This window comes from Frigoribacterium sp. CFBP 8754 (genome assembly GCF_014841815.1).
Classification (GTDB): Bacteria; Actinomycetota; Actinomycetes; order Actinomycetales; family Microbacteriaceae; genus Frigoribacterium; species Frigoribacterium endophyticum.
The window spans coordinates 1,190,398-1,207,224 of sequence record NZ_JACYUO010000001.1 but is presented as its reverse complement, the minus strand read 5'-3'; the positions used below and the strand labels follow the sequence as shown (position 1 = coordinate 1,207,224).

The following is a 16,827-nucleotide window of genomic DNA, read 5'->3' as shown; positions in this document are numbered from 1 at the left end:
AGCACTCGGGTGAGTGCCTGCGTGCCGCGACACTCGAGCCCGTCAGCCGGTGCCCATTCACTGCCCCATCAGTGGAGGGTCACCTGTGGAACACGGGTGGACGGGTTGCTGTCATCTCGGGCTCGTCAGCGTCGACCCGCCGCGAGGGACACAGACCCGCCGCGGTGACGAGGGGAGGAAACGGTCATCTGGCCGCTCTGCCGTCCGGCCTCCGCCCGAGCGGGCTTCAGGAGGCTCGAGCAGGCCCGAGCCGCGTGTCACCGGCCACGGGGCGCCCGTCGCCGGCTGCAGCAGACCCGTGGCGTTGCAGGCGTCACGGCGTCGGCACCGCTGCCCCGTGGACCACGATCGACGAAGGGCCCGACTGCCGGAGCAGTCGGGCCCTTCGTCGTGGTGCAGGGATCAGTGCTGGTCGATCGACCGGCGCTCGTCACCGGAGGGGACGGCCTCGTGGTGCGAGGACTCGATCTCCGAGCGCTTCACCGGGGCGATGCGGTCCTCGAAGAAGAACGACGACACCGAGGCGCGGAGACGCTGCACGGGCGTGATCTGCCCGTTGGCGTTCGGACGGACCATGAGGGGCTCGTACTCGTTGAAGTTGAGCAGCTTCCAGCGCTCGTACTCGTCGAGCTGCTCGTGGACCTCGACGTACTCGCCACCGGGGAGGCGGACGATGCGGCCCGACTCGTAACCGTGGAGGGCGATCTCGCGGTCCTTCTTCTGGAGGGCGAGGCAGATCCTCTTCGTGATCATGAACGCGATGAACGGGCCGAGGATGAGGCAGGCCTGCACCGTGTGGATGACGTAGTTGAGGCTGAGGTGGAAGTGCGTCGCCATCAGGTCGGAGCTGGCGGCGGCCCAGAGGCTGGCATAGACCACGATGCCGGCGGCACCGATGGCCGTGCGGGTCGGGGCGTTGCGCGGGCGGTCCAGGATGTGGTGCTCGCGCTTGTCGCCGGTGACCCAGGCCTCGAGGAACGGGTACAGCAGCACGGCCAGGATGAAGACGACCAGGACCGCGATGGGAGCCAGGATGTTCATCGAGACGGTGTAGCCGAACGCCACGAACTCCCAGCCCGGCGGCACGAGGCGCAGAGCGCCGTCCGCGAAGCCGATGTACCAGTCCGGCTGGGTGCCGGCGGAGACGGGGGAGGGGTCGTACGGGCCGTAGTTCCAGATCGGGTTGATCGTGAAGAGCGACGCGATGAGGACGAGGACACCGAAGACGATGAAGAAGAACCCACCGGCCTTCGCCGCGAAGACGGGCATGACAGGGACGCCGACGACGTTCTCGTTCGTCTTGCCGGGGCCCGCGAACTGCGTGTGCTTGTTGATGATGAGCAGCAGCAGGTGGACGCCGAGCAGGGCGATCAGGAGTGCGGGCAGCAGCATGATGTGCAGCGAGTAGAAGCGACCCACCATGTCGGTGCCGGGGAACTCGCCGCCGAAGAGGAGGTACGAGATCCAGACGCCGATGACCGGGATGCCCTTGACCATGCCGTCGATGATCCGCGCTCCGTTGCCGGAGAGGAGGTCGTCGGGCAGGGAGTAGCCGGTGAAGCCCTCGGCCATGGCGAGGACCCAGAGGGTGAAGCCGACGACCCAGTTGATCTCGCGGGGCTTGCGGAACGCGCCCGTGAAGTACACGCGCAGCATGTGCAGCATGATCGAGGCCACGAAGAGCAGGGCCGCCCAGTGGTGGATCTGGCGGAACAGCAGACCACCGCGGATGTCGAACGAGATGTCGAGCGTCGACGCCATGGCGGCCGACATGTTGAGGCCCTTCAGCGGCACGTAGGAGCCGTTGTAGTTGACCTCAGCCATGGACGGCTGGAAGAAGAACGTCAGGAAGGTGCCCGACAGGAGGATCACCACGAACGAGTAGAGAGCCACCTCGCCCAGCATGAACGACCAGTGGTCGGGGAAGATCTTGCGACCGACCTCGCGGACGAGGCCCGACATGCTCGTGCGCTCGTCGATGTAGTTCGCCGTGGCGCCGAAGATCTTGTTCGTCCGGGTCGGCGCGAAGGCCGGCGCGGAGACTGTGGTGCCGTGCGACGACGGGGTCGTCGTGTCGGTACCCGGTGCAGGGGTGGTGGTGGTCACTTGGCGCGCTCCCAGAAGCTCGGGCCCACAGGTTCGTGGAAGTCGCTCTGCGCGACGAGGTACCCGTCAGCGTCCACGGCGATCGGCAGCTGCGGCAGCGGGCGCTTGGCCGGCCCGAAGATCACTTCGCAGTTGTTGGTCACGTCGAACGTCGACTGGTGGCAGGGGCAGAGCAGGTGGTGTGTCTGCTGCTCGTAGAGGGCCACGGGGCACCCCACGTGCGTGCAGATCTTGGAGTAGGCGACGATGCCGTCGTACTGCCAGTCCTCGCGTCCCTCGGGGATGTTGAGGTCCTCGGGCTTGAGACGCATGAGGAGGACTGCAGCCTTGGCTTTCTCCTCGAGCAGGTGCTCGGATTCGTTCAGGCTCTCGGGGATCACGTGGAAGACCGAGCCCAGGGTGACGTCCGAGGCCTTGATGCGAGCACCGGACGGGTCGCGGGTGAGGTGCATGCCCTCTTCCCACAACGTGTGACGGAGGACCTCGTTCGGGTCCTCGGCGGGAGCGAGGTCGCGGAACAGCACGACCGCGGGGAGCGGGGTGGCGACGAGCGCGCCGATGAGGCTGTTGCGGATCAGCGCACGGCGCCCGAAGCCGGACTCCTGGTTGCCCAGGGCGAAGACCTCGACGGCCTTCCCGCGCGTCTCGTCCGTGCCACGGGTGCTGTGACGCATCTCCGTGATCTCACGGGCGGGCATGAGGGTCTTCGACCAGTGCACGGCACCGATGCCGACGGACAGGAGCCCGAGAGCGATGCCGAGGCCGAGGAAGAGGTTGTTGAGCCGGACGGACCCCGAGTCGCCGGACGTGATCGGGAAGGCCACGTAGGCGCCGATGGCCGCGATGCTGCCGACGATCGAGAGGAAGAACCAGGTGCTGACCTGGCGCTCTGCACGCTTCTCGGCCCGCGGGTCGATGTCGGTGACGCGGTCGCGGTGCGGCGGCTCGCCCGGGTTCTCGAAGACGTCCGTCGTCAGGACGGCCGTGCCGGCCGAGACCCGTCGGGGCTCGTGCTTCTCGACAGCCGAGCCCGTCTCCGGGGCCTCGTCGTCGTGCTGTGCCATGGGTGCTGCCTTTCAGTGAAGTACGAGGAGGGCCGCTAGTTGGAGCGGGCCGTGAGCCAGATGGTCACGGCGACGATCGCTCCGAGGCCGAAGATCCAGATGAAGAGGCCCCCGGCCACCGGGCCGAGGCTGCCGAGCTCGAACCCGCCGGGCGACGGGTTCTTCTCCAGGTACTTGAGGTACGTGATGACGTCAGCCTTGTCCTGCGGGGAGAGGTTGAGGTCGTTGAAGACCGGCATGTTCTGCGGGCCGGTGAGCATGGCCTCGTAGATGTGGGCCTCGCTGACGCCCTTGAGCGAGGGCGCGTACTTGCCCTCCGTCAGGGCACCGCCGGCGCCGGCGACGTTGTGGCACATGGCGCAGTTGATGCGGAAGAGCTCGGCGCCGTTGGTGGTGTCGCCGTCCGCGGCGAGGTACTCCTCGTCGGGGATGGCGGGGCCGGGGGCCAGCGACGCGACGTAGGCCGCGAGGTCGGAGACCTGCTCGTCGGTGAACTGGACGGGCTTCTCCTCGGCCTGCGGGCCGTTGGCCGCCATCGGCATGCGACCCGTGCCGACCTGGAAGTCGACGGAGGCAGCGCCCACGCCGATCAGGCTGGGGCCGTCGCCGGTGCCGTCGGCCGACAGGCCGTGGCAGGTGGCGCAGTTGGACGCGAAGAGCTTCTGCCCCTCGTCGACGCTCTGCTGCGAGGCCGCTGCGGGGGCGGACTCCTCAGCGGTGGCGGTGGAGGAGAAGAGCGCGTAGGCGCCGCCGGTCGTGAGCAGGCCCACGAGGAGGAGCGACGCCGTGGCGACGGGGCTGCGGCGGCCGGTCTTGGCGGTGCGTCGCGAGGAGGAGCTTCTGGTGAACATGCTGTGCGAACTTTCCGATGCCTATTTGAGGACGTAGACGACCATGAAGAGGCCGATCCACACCACGTCGACGAAGTGCCAGTAGTACGAGACCACGATGGCGGTCGTGGCCTCCTTGTGACCGAAGTTCTTGGCCGCGAACGCGCGACCGATGGTCAGGAGGAAGGCGATCAGCCCGCCGATGACGTGGGCGCCGTGGAACCCGGTCGTCATGTAGAACGCGGAGCCGTAGGCGCTCGAGCTGAGCGTCACGTGCTCGGAGATGAGGTGGGCGTACTCGAAGACCTGGAGGCAGATGAAGACCGCGCCCATGGAGTACGTCAGGAAGAACCACTCGACCATGCCCCAGCTGCCGACCTGGAAGAGGCGACCGGTGCGGCGGGCCTGCATGCGCTCGGCGGCGAAGACGCCGAACTGGCACGTGACCGACGAGAGCACCAGGGTGATGGTGTTCGTGAGCGCGAACGGGACGTCGAGCTTGGCCGTCTCGGCGGCCCAGAGACCGGGAGACGTGCTGCGCAGCGTGAAGTAGATCGCGAACAGCCCGGCGAAGAACATGACCTCGCTGCCGAGCCACACGATGGTGCCCACGGCGACCGTGCTCGGGCGGTTGACGACCGGCGCGCTGGAAGGCCTGGAGAGAGAGGTACTTGTCACGCCGTCCATTATGCCTGGTAAGTCGCCCTGGGTTTGCGCAGGAAACTCCGCGCCGGGAATTTCTGTTGACGACGAGCTACTTGGCGTGCTCCGGCCCAACGCTAGCCTGGGCACATGACCCACGAGCTCGCCTGGCCTGCCCTCATCGACGCCCTCCTGGCGCGTCGTGACCTCTCGATCACCGAGGCCACGTGGGCCATGGAGCAGGTCATGACGGGGGAGGCGACGCCGGCTCAGCTGGCGGCCTTCCTGGTGGCCCTGCGGGCCAAGGGCGAGACCGTCGACGAGATCGTCGGGTTCCGTGACGCCGTCCTCGCGCACGCCGTGCCGCTGCCCGTGCCGTCCATGGCCGTCGACATCGTGGGCACCGGCGGCGACCGCTTCGGGACGGTCAACGTCTCGACGATGGCGTCGATCGTCGTCGCCGCGACGGGCGTGCCCGTCATCAAGCACGGCAACCGCGCCGCCAGCTCGTCGTCGGGGTCGTCGGACGTGCTGGCGGCGCTCGGCATCGACCTCACGCTGGGCGCGGAGCGCGTCGCGGAGGTGCTCGCCGACGCCGGGCTCACCTTCGCCTTCGCGGCGGCCTTCCACCCCGGCTTCGGGAACGCGGCGGCGGTCCGGCGCGAGATCGGCGTGCCGACCGTCTTCAACTTCCTCGGCCCGCTCGTCAACCCCGCCCGGCCCGAGGCCAGTGCCGTGGGTGTCGCCCAGCTCGACAAGGTGCCCCTTATCGTCGGGGTGTTCCAGACCCGGGGCGCCACCGCTCTCGTGTTCCGGGGCGACGACGGCCTGGACGAGCTCACCACGACCGGCCACAGCCACATCTGGGAGATCTCGACCGGATCGGTCACCGAGCACGACCTCGACCCCCTCGACCTCGGCATCCCGCGGGCCCGCATCGCGGACCTCGTCGGGGGGGACGCCGAGCACAACGCGGCGATCGCCCGACGCGTCCTCGCGGGGGAGACCGGGCCCGTCCGCGACATCGTCCTGCTCAACGCCGCGGCCGGCCTCGTCAGCTACCGGCTGGCGGCCGACCAGTCGGAACGCGACCGTCCGATCGTCGCCCGCTTCCGTGAGCAGCTGGCCGTGGCCCGCGCGGCGATCGACGGCGGCGCCGCCGCCGCCAAGCTCGACGAGTGGGTCGCAGCGACCCGACGGTCCTGACCCCCGGGTCCTGACCGGACCGTCTCGACCCGCCGAGCGCCGGGGTCGACGCCCCCGAGTACGGAAGAAGGGCCCGTTCCGAGGAACGGGCCCTTCTCCTTGCCGTCGACGCGTCAGCGCCGTGTCGTCAGCGCCGTTTCGTCAGCACCGACGTCAGTTGACGTCCTCGTCGACCCAGTCGAAGGTCTTCGTGACGGCCTTCTTCCAGAGGCGGAGCGTGCGGTCGCGCTCGTCGGACTCGATGGCAGGAGTCCAGCGCTTGTCCTCCTGCCAGTTCGAGCGCAGGTCGTCGAGCGTCTCCCAGAAGCCGACCGCGAGGCCCGCGGCGTACGCGGCGCCGAGGGCGGTGGTCTCGGCGACGACTGGACGCACCACGGGCACGTTCAGGATGTCGGCCTGGAACTGCATCAGGGCGTCGTTGCCGGTCATGCCGCCGTCGACCTTGAGCTCCGTGAGGTCGACGCCCGAGTCGGCGTTGACCGCGTCGAGCACCTCGCGGGTCTGGAAGGCGGTCGCCTCGAGCGCAGCACGGGCGATGTGGCCCTTGTTGACGTAGCGCGTGAGGCCGACGAGGGCACCACGGGCGTCCGAGCGCCAGTACGGGGCGAACAGGCCCGAGAACGCGGGTACGAAGTAGACGCCGCCGTTGTCGTCGACCGTCTTGGCGAGCTCCTCGACCTCGGGGGCCGAGCCGATGATGCCGAGGTTGTCGCGCAGCCACTGGATCAGCGAGCCGGTGACAGCGATGGAGCCTTCGAGCGCGTAGTGCGGAGCCGCGTCGCCGAGCTTGTAGCCCAGCGTCGTGAGCAGCCCGTTCTTCGAGTGGACGATCTCCTCGCCCGTGTTGAAGATGAGGAAGTTGCCCGTGCCGTAGGTGTTCTTCGACTCGCCCTGGTCGAACGCCGCCTGGCCGAAGGTCGCGGCCTGCTGGTCGCCCAGGATGCCGGCGATCGGGACCTCGCGGAGGAGGCTGGAGGCCTCGACGGTGCCGTAGACCTCGGACGAGCTCTTGATCTCGGGGAGCATCGAGCGGGGGACGTCGAAGGCCTCGAGGATGTCGTCGCGCCACTCGAGCGTCTCGAGGTCCATGAACAGGGTGCGCGAGGCGTTGGTGACGTCGGTGACGTGCACGCCTCCGTCGGTGCCGCCGGTCAGGTTCCAGAGGACCCAGGTGTCGGTCGTGCCGAAGAGCAGGTCGCCGGCCTCGGCCTTCTCGCGGGCGCCCTCGACGTTCTCGAGGATCCAGACGACCTTGGTGCCCGAGAAGTAGGTCGCGAGCGGCAGGCCGACGATCGGCTTGAACCGCTCGACGCCGCCGTCCGCCGCGAGGCGGTCGACGATCGACTGGGTGCGGGTGTCCTGCCAGACGATGGCGTTGTAGACGGCCTTGCCGGTGGTCTTGTCCCACACGACTGCGGTCTCACGCTGGTTGGTGATGCCCACGGCCTTGATGTTGTGGCGCGTGATGTCGGCGCGCGACAGGGCCTGGCCGATGACCTCGCGGACGTTCTCCCAGATCTCGGCGGGGTCGTGCTCGACCCACCCGGCGCGCGGGAAGATCTGCTCGTGCTCCTTCTGGCCGGTGGCCACGATCGACCCGGAGTGGTCGAAGATGATGGCGCGGGTGCTGGTGGTGCCCTGGTCGATCGCCAGGATGTAGTCGTCGCTCACGGGTGGTTCTCCTTCGTCGTTGATGGTGTCGACCACGGCACGGCGGGTGCGCCTCGGGTGGGCACGGCCGTGCCGCGGTCAGCGGTGAGTCGGTGTGGGGGTCAGGCGGCCAGGGGCAGCAGCGCGCCCGAGACCACGGCGGCGAGGGCGCCGCCGACCAGGGGGCCGACCACGGGGACCCAGGCGTACGACCAGTCGCTCGAGCCCTTGCCCTTGATGGGCAGGAAGGCGTGGGCGATGCGCGGGCCGAGGTCACGGGCCGGGTTGATGGCGTAGCCGGTCGGGCCGCCGAGGGAGGCGCCGATCGCGATCACGAGGAAGGCGACGGGGATGGCGCCCAGCTCGGCCGGGGTGCCGCCGTTGGTGAAGCCGATGACCACGAACACGAAGGCGAACGTCGCGATGATCTCGGTGACGAGGTTCCAGCCGTAGTTGCGGATGGCAGGGCCGGTGGAGAAGACGCCGAGCTTGGCCGCGGGGTCGGGCTCCTCGTCGAAGTGGTTCTTGTACACGAGCCACACGAGGACGGCACCGATGACGGCTCCGATCATCTGGGCGGCCAGGTACACGAGGAACGCGACGAAGTCGATGTTGCCGAGGATCAGCTGCGCGAGGCTGACGGCCGGGTTGAGGGCCGCGCCGGAGGAGTACGACACCGTGACCGCGGCGAAGACCGCGAGCCCCCAGCCGAAGTTGACCATCAGCGTCCCGCCGTTGAAGCCCTTCGACTTCGTGAGGGCCACGTTGGCGACGACGCCGCCACCGAGCAGGATGAGCATGGCCGTGCCCACCACTTCAGAGAGAAAAATCAGTCCCAGGTCCACGTCGACCTTCCTTAGTCGTCGGGCGGGGTGCGACTGTGCACCACCGCGGTGAGCGTGTGGCCTCACCATAGACCCGGGCAACCCTCAGGAAGGTAGCCGAATCACCCGAGATGCACATATGTGCACGGAGCAGGTGCGCACGGCTCGGGGGGTAGCTTCTGACCAGGACGGTGCGAGCCTGCGCACCGCCGCCCGTTCCAGGGAGGAACTTCGATGAAGAAGCTCATCAACGATCCGAAGGACGTCGTCGAGGAGGCGGTGGCCGGCATGGGCCTCGCCCACCCGGGGCTCCTGCGGGTGTCTCACGACCCGACCTTCGTGACCCGCGCCTCCGGCCCGGTCAGCGGCAAGGTCGCGATCGTCAGCGGGGGAGGGAGCGGCCACGAGCCGCTGCACGCCGGCTTCGTCGGCCCGGGCATGCTGAGCGCCGCGGTGCCCGGCCCCGTCTTCACGTCGCCCACGCCCGACCCGGTCGTCGCGGCCACGCAGGCCGTCGACGGGGGAGCCGGTGTCCTCTACATCGTGAAGAACTACACCGGCGACGTCCTGAACTTCGAGACGGCCGCCGACCTCGCCGAGGCGGAGGGCGTCACCGTCGCGACGGTCGTGGTGGACGACGACGTCGCGGTCAAGGACTCCACCTACACGGCCGGGCGTCGCGGCGTCGCGGGCACGGTCGTCGTCGAGAAGGTCGCGGGCGCCGCCGCCGAGCGCGGCGACGGCCTCGAGCAGGTCGCCGAGATCGCCCGTCGGGCGAACGCCGCGACCCGCACGATGGGCGTCGCGCTCACCGCCGGCGTGGTGCCGCACGCGGGGGAGCCCAGCTTCACCCTCGCCGACGACGAGGTCGAGATCGGCATCGGCATCCACGGCGAGCCCGGTCGTGAGCGCGTGCCGCTCGAGCCCGTCGACCGCATCGTCGACCGCCTGCTCGGCGCCGTCCTCGACGACCTGGGCACCGCCTCCGGCGACCGCGTCCTGCTGTTCGTCAACGGCATGGGCGGCACACCGCTCGTCGAGCTCTACGTCGCCTTCCGCCGGGCGGCCGAGCTGCTCGCCGAGCGCGGCGTCGAGGTCGCCCGCACGCTCGTCGGCGACTACGTCACCTCGCTCGAGATGCAGGGCATGTCGATCACCGTGACCCGTCTCGACGACGAGCTGACCGAGCTCTGGGACGCTCCGGTCGAGACGGCCGCCCTCCGGTGGGGCCGGTGAGCCCGCTGCTCCGCCCCGCCGCCCCCCGCACCGCCGCCCCCCGCACCGCCGACCCCCGCACCGCACCCCCACGAGGAGGAGACGCATGACACTCGACGCGACCTGGACCCGCGCCTTCATCGAACGGACGGCCGACGTGGTGCGCGAGCAGCGCGCCGCGCTGGTCGAGCTGGACCGCGAGATCGGCGACGGCGACCACGGCGAGAACCTGGAGCGCGGCTTCTCGGCCGTGCGGGCCAAGCTCGGCCAGCAGCCGGAGGACGCCACGCCCGGCCAGCTGCTGAAGATGGTCGCCACGACCCTCATCTCCACCGTCGGGGGAGCCTCCGGCCCGCTGCTCGGCACGGCGTACCTCAAGGGGGCCGCGGCCCTCGGCGACGCGACCGAGCTCGACTCCGCGGCGGTCGTGGCCTTCCTCACGGCGGCACGGGACGGCGTCGTGCTGCGCGGCAAGGCCGAGGTGGGCGACAAGACGATGATCGACGCGTGGACGCCGGCCGTCGAGGCCGCCGGACTCTCGGCGGGCGACGGGGCCGAGCCGGCCGCCGTGCTGCGTGCCGCCGCCGACGCCGCCGCGGAGGGCGCCGCGTCGACCGAGCCGCTCGTCGCCCGCAAGGGCCGGGCCAGCTACCTCGGCGAGCGGGCGGTGGGGCACCGCGACCCGGGGGCGCAGTCGTCGTCGCTCATCCTCGCCGCGGCCGCCGAGGCCGCCGCGACCCCCGCCGCCGCGACCACCGGGGAGGCGTGACCGTGGCCGGCGTGGGCGTCGTCGTCGTCTCGCACAGCGCGGCGATCGCCGAGGGCACCGTCGAGCTCGCTCGCCAGATGGCGCCGACCACGACCCTCGTGGCCGCGGGCGGCACCGACGAGGGCGGCCTCGGCACGAGCTTCGACAAGATCTCCGCGGCGCTCTCGGCCGCCGACACGGGCCAGGGCGTCGTGGTGCTCTGCGACCTGGGCTCGGCGATCCTCACCACCGAGACCGCCGTCGACTTCCTCGACGACGACGAGGCCGCGCGGGTCGTGCTGGCCGACGCGCCCGTCGTCGAGGGCACCGTCGCCGCGGCCGTCTCGGCGGAGACCGGCGGCACGCTGCAGGAGGTCGCCGCGGCCGCCCGCACCGCCTCCGGGGTCGCCGACCCGCACCGGGACGAACGCGAGCTCCGCGGCGGCGACGCGGTCGAGCGCTCGGTCGTCCTCGTCAACGAGTCGGGGCTGCACGCCCGGCCGGCCGCCGACCTCGTGACGCACGCGTCGCGCTTCCAGGCCGACGTCACGGTGAACGGCGTCGACGCGAAGAGCCTCCTGCGCATCATGGGCCTCGGGCTCGGCAAGGGCTCGACGGTGGCGATCATGGCCACCGGCCCCGACGCGGCCCAGGCCGTCGACGACCTCGTGGCCCTGGTGGAGGGCGGCTTCGGCGAGGGCTNGAGCAGGAGGTCGCCCGCGACGAGCACGTGCGCCAGCTCGAGCTCGCGGAGGTCGCCGGCGACCCCGGTCGTCGAGCGGGCGATGCGGGGGCCGACGCCGCCCTCCAGGGTCGGCGAGTGCGTGAGGAAGAGCTCGTCGACCTCGTCCGCGGCGACGAGGTCGCCGAAGAGGGTCGGCCCGCCCTCGCAGTGCAGCTGCCGGAGGCCCCGGGCGACCAGGGCCTCGCGCAGGAGGCGCGGGTCGACGCGGTCGCGGCCGCACGCGACGACGTCGGCGACGCCCTCGAGGGCCCTCCGCGCCTCCGGGTCCGCCTGGTCGGTGGTGAGCACGACCGGGCGCACCGGCGCGTCGCGGAGGACGGGGCTGCCGGGGTCGAGCCGGAGCGTCGCGGAGACCAGCGCGAAGACGGGGTGGTCGGGCAGCCCGCGCCCGCGGCGCCACGCGACGGAGGCGTCGTCGAGGCGCATCGGGCCGTAGCCCTCGTCGCGCACCGTGCCCGCCCCGACCACCACGACGTCCGAGACGCGGCGCAGCAGGTCGAAGACCCTCTTGTCGGCCGGCCCGCCGAGGCTTCCCGAGAGGCCGTCCGCCGTGGACGAGCCGTCGAGCGTCGAGACGAAGTTCACGCGGAGGCGCGGCTCGTCGCGGTCGCCGGGGTCGATCATCGCCAGCAGCTGGTCGTCGTCGAGGTCGACGCCGGTCGGGTCGGGCGGCAGCAGGCGGCGGAGGGCGGCCGGGTCGGCGACCGGGTCGCGGGCGGGCTGGTCGGGCACGGGGGCTCCTAGACGTCGTGTCGGGCGAGCAGCGGGGCCCGCCACCCCAGGATGCCCTCGAGCATGCGGACGGCGTCCACCGCCGAGGGCACGTCGTGCATCCGCACGACGCGCGCGCCGAGCAGCACGCACGCGGTCGCCGCCGCCAGCGTGCCGGCCAGCCGGTCGGGCTTCTCGCGGTCGAGCATCTCGCCGATGAAGTCCTTGTTCGAGACGGCGGCCAGCACGGGGAAGCCGAGGGCCGCGACCTCGCCGAGGCGCCGGGTCAGCTCGAGGGTGTGCACGGTGGCCTTGTTGAGGTCGTGGCCGGGGTCGACGACGATCCTCTCCTCGGGCACCCCCCGGGCCAGCGCGAGGTCGACGCGCCGGGACAGGAGGTCGACGACCTCGCGCGCGACGTCGTCGTAGCGGGGGTGCGGCCACGCGGTGCGCGGCGGGGCGAGGCTGTGGGTCACCACGAGGGTCGCCTCGCTGTCGGCGACGACGTCGGCGAGACGCGGGTCGTGCAGGGCTGTCGTGTCGTTGACGACCGACGCACCGGCGCGGATCGCCGCGGCCGCGACCTCGGGGCGGAAGGTGTCGACCGACACGACCACGTCCGACTCGGCGACCAGCGCCTCCACCACCGGCAGGACGCGGTCGATCTCGTCGGCCGCCGAGAGCTCGGGCCCCGGCTTGAAGGGCACGCCGCCGACGTCGACCCAGTCGGCGCCCTGCCCCGCGGCGGCCACGGCGGCCGCGACCGCGCTGTCGAGGGCGAAGGTGCGCCCCTGGTCGAAGAACGAGTCGGGCGTCCGGTTGACGATCGCCATCACCGCGACCTGCCGCGAGAAGTCGAACGTGCGACGGCCGATGCGGCGCACGGGCACCCGCAGCGGCACGGTGCCCAGCGCGGCCGGCCGCGGTGCCGGGTCAGCCACGGGGCGCCCCGATCAGCGCCATCGCCTCGGCGCGGGCGGCCGCGTCGCCGAGGCTGCCACGGCTCGCCAGCGTCACGGTCGAGCTCTGCGTCTGGCGCGGGCCGCGCGTCGTCACGCAGCCGTGGACCGCCTCGAGCACGACGAGCACGCCCGTGGGGGAGAGCCCCTCGTCGAAGGCGTCGGCGATCTCCTCGCCCAGCTTCTCCTGCAGCTGCGGCCGCGAGGCGAGGGCGTCGACGACGCGGGGCACGCTGCCGAGGCCGACGATCGAGGCGCCGGGGACGTACGCGACGTGGGCCACGCCGAGGAACGGCAGCAGGTGGTGCTCACAGACCGAGCGGAACTGCACGTCGCGGACGACGACGACCTCGCCGAGCTGGCCCGGCTCGGCCGGCACCGAGGAGGCGCGGACGAGCTCGGTCGCGTCGGTGCCCGTCCCCGAGAAGAACTCCGCGTACGCCTCCGCCACGCGCCGGGGCGTGTCGTGGAGGCCCGGGCGCCCCGGGTCGTCGCCCACGGCCGCGAGGATCTCGAGCACGGCGGCCTCGATGCGGGGCCGGTCGACGGGGGAGTGGCTCATGGAGCCAGTGTCGCAGGCCCCTGCCCGTACGTCAGCCGAGCATCCCCGCCCCCAGCGACGGGGCGGCCGGTGACGGTCGACCGGCGGGGCGGTCAGCCGTCGGAGCCCGGGCGCGACTCGTGGTGGCGTCGGCCGTGGCTGCGCCGCGCCTCCTTCATCTCGGACTCGAAGAGGTGACGGCGCCCGCCGACGAGGTCCTCGCGGACGGCCGCCTCGCCCGCCCGGAGGGCGCTCCAGTAGCCGGCGTCGTAGTCCTCGACGAGCTGGAAGGTCCAGCGGCCCTCGACGACGTTGCGCCCCACCACGTCGCGCTCCAGGCGGTCGGCGTGCTCGTGGTGCCCCGCCTCGCGGAGGAGGTCCACGGCCTCGCCGAGCGCCAGGTCGGCGGTGCCGGTCAGCCGGTGGAAGCCGTAGAGCAGGCCCCGGGCGTGCTCGACGGCCTCGAGGGCCTCCGACAGCTTGCCGAGGGCCTCGACGGTGGCGTCGTCGACGCCGGCCGGGCGGACGTGCGCGTCGTCCGGTCCGTCGTCGGGCACGGGCGCGGGGGAGTCGCGGGTCGTCGTGTCGGGGGAGCCGGGGGTCACGGGGGCGGTCTCGTCGTCCATGACCCGACCCAACCACCGGGGCGGCGGGTAGCGTCCGCGGGGTGACGACGACCCCGGAGCGCCCCGCCCGACGACGGCTGCTGCTGCCCGGCCAGTGGGGGCCCGCGTTCGACGACGGGGGAGAGGTGCTCGTCGTCGAGGCCCTCGACGAGTTCTCGCGTCGGCCGCTGCACCGGGCCAAGGCGCACCTCTGGCTCTCGGCGCTCCGTCACCGGGTCGCCGAGCTCGGCGACCGCGCGGAGCACGTCAGGGTCGACCGCCTCGCCGACGCCCTCGCCGGGCGCGGCGACCTCGAGGTGGTGGACCCGCCCAGCCGCCACCTCCGCGCGGTCGTGCGCGCCGCCTCCCCGGCGGTCGTCGTGCTGCCGAGCCGCGGCTTCGTCACCAGCGAGGCCGACTTCGCCGACTGGGTCGCCGCCCGCCCCGGCCGCCTCCTCATGGAGGACTTCTACGAGGCCGTCCGGAGGCGCGAGGGCTTCCTGATGGAGGGGCCCGCCCCGGTCGGCGGCCGGTTCAGCTACGACGACGAGAACCGCCACGCGCCTCCCCGCGGCGCGGCCGGCCTGGGCCTGCCCGACCCCGTCTGGCCCGTCGAGGACGAGATCGACGCCGAGGTACGCGAGCAGCTCGACGCCTGGCGCGACGCCGGCCTCGTGACGTTCGTGGGGGAGGACGACCGACGCCGGTTCGCCGTCACGGCCGAGGAGGCGGAGGCGGCGCTCGAGGACTTCGTCGAGACGCGGCTCGGCGACTTCGGCCCCTTCGAGGACGCCATGCTGTCGGGCGACTGGACGATGGCGCACTCGCTGCTGAGCGTGCCGATGAACCTCGGCGTGCTCGACCCGCGCCACGTGGTCGAGCGGGTGCTGCGGGCCTTCGAGGAAGGCGCGCCCCTGGCCAGCGTCGAGGGCTTCGTCCGGCAGGTGGTCGGCTGGCGCGACTGGGTGTGGCACCTCTACTGGCACCTGGGGGAGTCGTACGTCGACGAGAACGACGCCCTGGGCGCCCGGGTGGAGCTGCCCGTGTGGTGGCGGGGTCTCGACTCGTCGGGGGTCGAGGCGGCCTGCCTGTCGGACGCGATCGACGTCGTCTCGCGGCACGGCTGGACGCACCACATCCAGCGCCTGATGATCCTCGGCAACTGGTCGCTGCAGCGCGGCTACCGGCCCGACCAGCTGACCGAGTGGTTCACCGACGTCTTCGTCGACGGCACCGACTGGGTGATGCCCGCGAACATCGTCGGGATGTCGCAGCACGCCGACGGCGGAGTCGTCGCGACCAAGCCCTACGCGGCCGGCGGTCGCTACATCGACAAGATGAGCGACCACTGCGGCTCGTGCCGGTTCTCGCCGACCGTGCGGGTCGGCGACGACGCGTGCCCGTTCACCGCGGGCTACTGGGCGTTCCTGCACCGGGCCGAGCCGGCGCTCCGCGACAACGCCCGCATGCGGAACCCGCTGCGGCAGATGCGCGGGCTCGACGACCTCGAGGCCGTGGTCGCTCAGGAGGCGGCACGCGAGATGCCGTGAGGGTCCCGGGGAGGGCCTGAGCGCTCCTCGTTCACGTTCAAGCTGACATAATGTGCATTATCGGTCACACCGAGAGCGGCCAGAAGGGGTGGGGTCGACGCCGTCAGAGCCCGCTTTGTGCAGGACGCCGCTCAGCGACCTGCGCGCAGCGCCTCGGCCACCGTGGCGGCGAGGTCGACGGGCTCGACGGGGTCGGTCGTCGACTCCAGCTCGTCGAGGCTGAACCAGCGCGACTCCAGGATGTCGACCCGTTCGTCGTCGGTCCAGTCGTCGTCGACGACCTCGAAATGAGGCAGTCTCACGACGAAGAACTCGGCGTGCCCGTGCGTGTGGTCGGCGGCGTCCCAGGGCACCTCGAAGTCGTCGACCCTGACCACGGGGCCGACCTCGGCGACCACCTGGCCGGTCTCCTCGTGCAGCTCCCGGACCGCCGCCTCCTCGTGCGACTCCCCCGGGTCCACGCCGCCTCCCGGCGTGATCCAGCGGGCCGCGCCGCTCGTGTCGGGCGCCTTCGTCATCATGAGCAGCAGTCGATCGTGCTCGTCGAGGACGAGGAGGCGCGACGTCGGCCGGACGATCCGCTCGGTCACGAGGCGCCGCCTACGCGACGGGGACGAAGTCGGAGGTGTCGCCGACGAGGCGCGTGCGGTCGGCGGGCACCGGGTCGACCGCGGCCGAGGCGACCTCGGCGGCGAACTCGGCGACGTTGTAGAGCTTGCCGGCGCTCTCCTTGCGCGACGAGATGGCCCCGGGGTTCGAGCGCTCGAGCAGCGTCGCCGTGATGGTGCCCTCGATCATGTCGCCGGAGACCACGACGAACTCGACGCCGGCGGCCTCGAGCTGCGGCACCATCTCGAGCAGCGCGTCCTCCCCCGCACGCTTGCTGAGGGCCACGGGGAGGTACTCGGGCATCGTCTCGGTGGTGCGGATGAAGTGCGCCTGGTGGCTCGTCACGAAGACGACCCGCGAGCCCGGCTGCAGCAGGGGCAGCGCCGCGGTGAGGAGGGCGACCTGGGCGTCGCGGTTGAGCTTGAGCGCGTAGTCCTCGGCCATGCCGCTCTCCATGCCGCCGGAGGCGTTCATCACGAGGACGTCGAGGCCGCCGAGGCGCTCGGAGACCGTCGCGAACATCGCGTCGACGCTCTCCGGGTCGGTGAGGTCGGCGCCCACCGCGAAGGCGGTGCCGCCCGCGGCCTCGATCTTCTCGACGAGCTGCTGGGCGCGCTTCTCCTTGTTGCGGTAGTTCACGACGACCGACGCGCCGGCCTCGGCGAAGTAGCGCACCGTGTCGGCCCCGATGCCCCGGGACGAGCCGGTGACCAGGGCACGCGTGCCGGTGAGGGATCCTGCGGCGAGGGGGTTGGACACGGCGGGGGCTCCAGTCTGTGGGGCGGCACCGGCTCGGTCGCGGCGCCGGGGTGGCGGCTCGGG

At 71.8% G+C, this 16,827-nt stretch carries 16 protein-coding genes and 1 pseudogene; 5 read left to right on the top strand and 12 right to left on the bottom strand.

Annotated elements, in window-relative coordinates:
• Positions 1–402: 402 nt before the first annotated feature.
• From IFT72_RS05545 to IFT72_RS05530, 4 genes are read right to left on the bottom strand one after another with little or no spacing between them, the layout of a single operon-like run.
• Positions 403–2,106, bottom strand: a complete 1,704-nt coding sequence (locus tag IFT72_RS05545; protein WP_056055019.1) for a cytochrome bc complex cytochrome b subunit — start codon at positions 2,104–2,106, stop codon at positions 403–405.
• Positions 2,103–3,170 carry a ubiquinol-cytochrome c reductase iron-sulfur subunit gene (locus IFT72_RS05540; protein ID WP_056055016.1) on the bottom strand — a complete coding sequence of 356 codons (1,068 nt, stop codon included), beginning with the start codon at positions 3,168–3,170 and terminating at the stop codon, positions 2,103–2,105. Before IFT72_RS05540 ends, IFT72_RS05545 begins: the two co-directional genes overlap by 4 nt.
• 35 nt (positions 3,171–3,205) lie before the next feature.
• Positions 3,206–4,021 (bottom strand): c-type cytochrome, encoded by an 816-nt coding sequence (locus IFT72_RS05535; protein WP_192045736.1) that lies wholly within the window; start codon positions 4,019–4,021, stop codon positions 3,206–3,208.
• A gap of 21 nt (positions 4,022–4,042) precedes the next feature.
• On the bottom strand, positions 4,043–4,687 hold the full coding sequence (locus IFT72_RS05530) for a heme-copper oxidase subunit III (protein WP_082514370.1): 645 nt from the start codon (positions 4,685–4,687) through the stop codon (positions 4,043–4,045).
• A 105-nt stretch (positions 4,688–4,792) separates the two neighbouring features.
• Here IFT72_RS05530 and trpD point away from each other — a divergent pair, with 105 nt between their 5' ends.
• Positions 4,793–5,848 carry an anthranilate phosphoribosyltransferase gene (gene trpD / locus IFT72_RS05525; protein WP_192045735.1) on the top strand — a complete coding sequence of 352 codons (1,056 nt, stop codon included), beginning with the start codon at positions 4,793–4,795 and terminating at the stop codon, positions 5,846–5,848.
• Between the two features lie 153 nt (positions 5,849–6,001).
• On the opposite strand, the gene glpK is transcribed toward trpD, so the two are convergent.
• Both glpK and IFT72_RS05515 read right to left on the bottom strand, forming a co-directional pair.
• Positions 6,002–7,519, bottom strand: coding sequence for a glycerol kinase GlpK (glpK, locus tag IFT72_RS05520; protein WP_056055003.1), 1,518 nt, complete (start codon positions 7,517–7,519; stop codon positions 6,002–6,004).
• 101 nt (positions 7,520–7,620) lie between these two features.
• Positions 7,621–8,298: an MIP/aquaporin family protein gene (locus IFT72_RS05515; protein ID WP_056055941.1), complete on the bottom strand. Its 678-nt coding sequence runs from the start codon at positions 8,296–8,298 to the stop codon at positions 7,621–7,623.
• A 258-nt stretch (positions 8,299–8,556) separates the two neighbouring features.
• On the opposite strand from IFT72_RS05515, the gene dhaK reads away from it, so the two are divergent.
• The 3 genes and pseudogenes from dhaK to dhaM form a co-directional block, all read left to right on the top strand.
• Positions 8,557–9,558: a dihydroxyacetone kinase subunit DhaK gene (dhaK, locus tag IFT72_RS05510; protein ID WP_192045734.1), complete on the top strand. Its 1,002-nt coding sequence runs from the start codon at positions 8,557–8,559 to the stop codon at positions 9,556–9,558.
• Between the two features lie 85 nt (positions 9,559–9,643).
• Entirely contained in the window at positions 9,644–10,306 is a 663-nt protein-coding gene (dhaL, locus tag IFT72_RS05505) for a dihydroxyacetone kinase subunit DhaL (protein ID WP_192045733.1), read from the top strand.
• Positions 10,303–10,987: pseudogene (gene dhaM, locus IFT72_RS05500) on the top strand (dihydroxyacetone kinase phosphoryl donor subunit DhaM); the annotation flags it as partial. The gene dhaL and the pseudogene dhaM, both read left to right, overlap by 4 nt.
• Before the next feature lies 1 nt (position 10,988).
• Here the strand turns inward: dhaM and IFT72_RS05495 are convergent.
• The 4 genes from IFT72_RS05495 to IFT72_RS05480 all read right to left on the bottom strand — a co-directional run.
• Positions 10,989–11,762, bottom strand: a 774-nt coding sequence (locus IFT72_RS05495; RefSeq protein WP_371741179.1) for a pyrimidine reductase family protein, incomplete at its 3' end; no start/stop codon positions are given.
• A gap of 8 nt (positions 11,763–11,770) precedes the next feature.
• On the bottom strand, positions 11,771–12,682 hold the full coding sequence (gene folP / locus IFT72_RS05490) for a dihydropteroate synthase (protein WP_371741178.1): 912 nt from the start codon (positions 12,680–12,682) through the stop codon (positions 11,771–11,773).
• Positions 12,675–13,262 carry a GTP cyclohydrolase I gene (gene folE, locus IFT72_RS05485; protein ID WP_192045732.1) on the bottom strand — a complete coding sequence of 196 codons (588 nt, stop codon included), beginning with the start codon at positions 13,260–13,262 and terminating at the stop codon, positions 12,675–12,677. Before folE ends, folP begins: the two co-directional genes overlap by 8 nt.
• 92 nt (positions 13,263–13,354) lie before the next feature.
• Complete coding sequence (locus tag IFT72_RS05480) at positions 13,355–13,867, bottom strand: hypothetical protein (protein ID WP_244634147.1); 513 nt, start codon at positions 13,865–13,867, stop codon at positions 13,355–13,357.
• Between the two features lie 41 nt (positions 13,868–13,908).
• Between IFT72_RS05480 and IFT72_RS05475 the strand changes: the two genes are divergently transcribed.
• Positions 13,909–15,396 carry a cryptochrome/photolyase family protein gene (locus IFT72_RS05475; RefSeq protein ID WP_371741177.1) on the top strand — a complete coding sequence of 496 codons (1,488 nt, stop codon included), beginning with the start codon at positions 13,909–13,911 and terminating at the stop codon, positions 15,394–15,396.
• Positions 15,397–15,527: 131 nt separating this feature from the next.
• Here the strand turns inward: IFT72_RS05475 and IFT72_RS05470 are convergent, their stop codons facing one another.
• A complete protein-coding gene (locus tag IFT72_RS05470) occupies positions 15,528–15,986 on the bottom strand; it encodes an NUDIX hydrolase (RefSeq protein WP_056054980.1) in 459 nt (152 codons plus the stop codon).
• Between the two features lie 10 nt (positions 15,987–15,996).
• A complete protein-coding gene (locus IFT72_RS05465) occupies positions 15,997–16,764 on the bottom strand; it encodes an SDR family oxidoreductase (RefSeq protein ID WP_167259235.1) in 768 nt (255 codons plus the stop codon).
• Positions 16,765–16,827 lie beyond the last annotated feature (63 nt).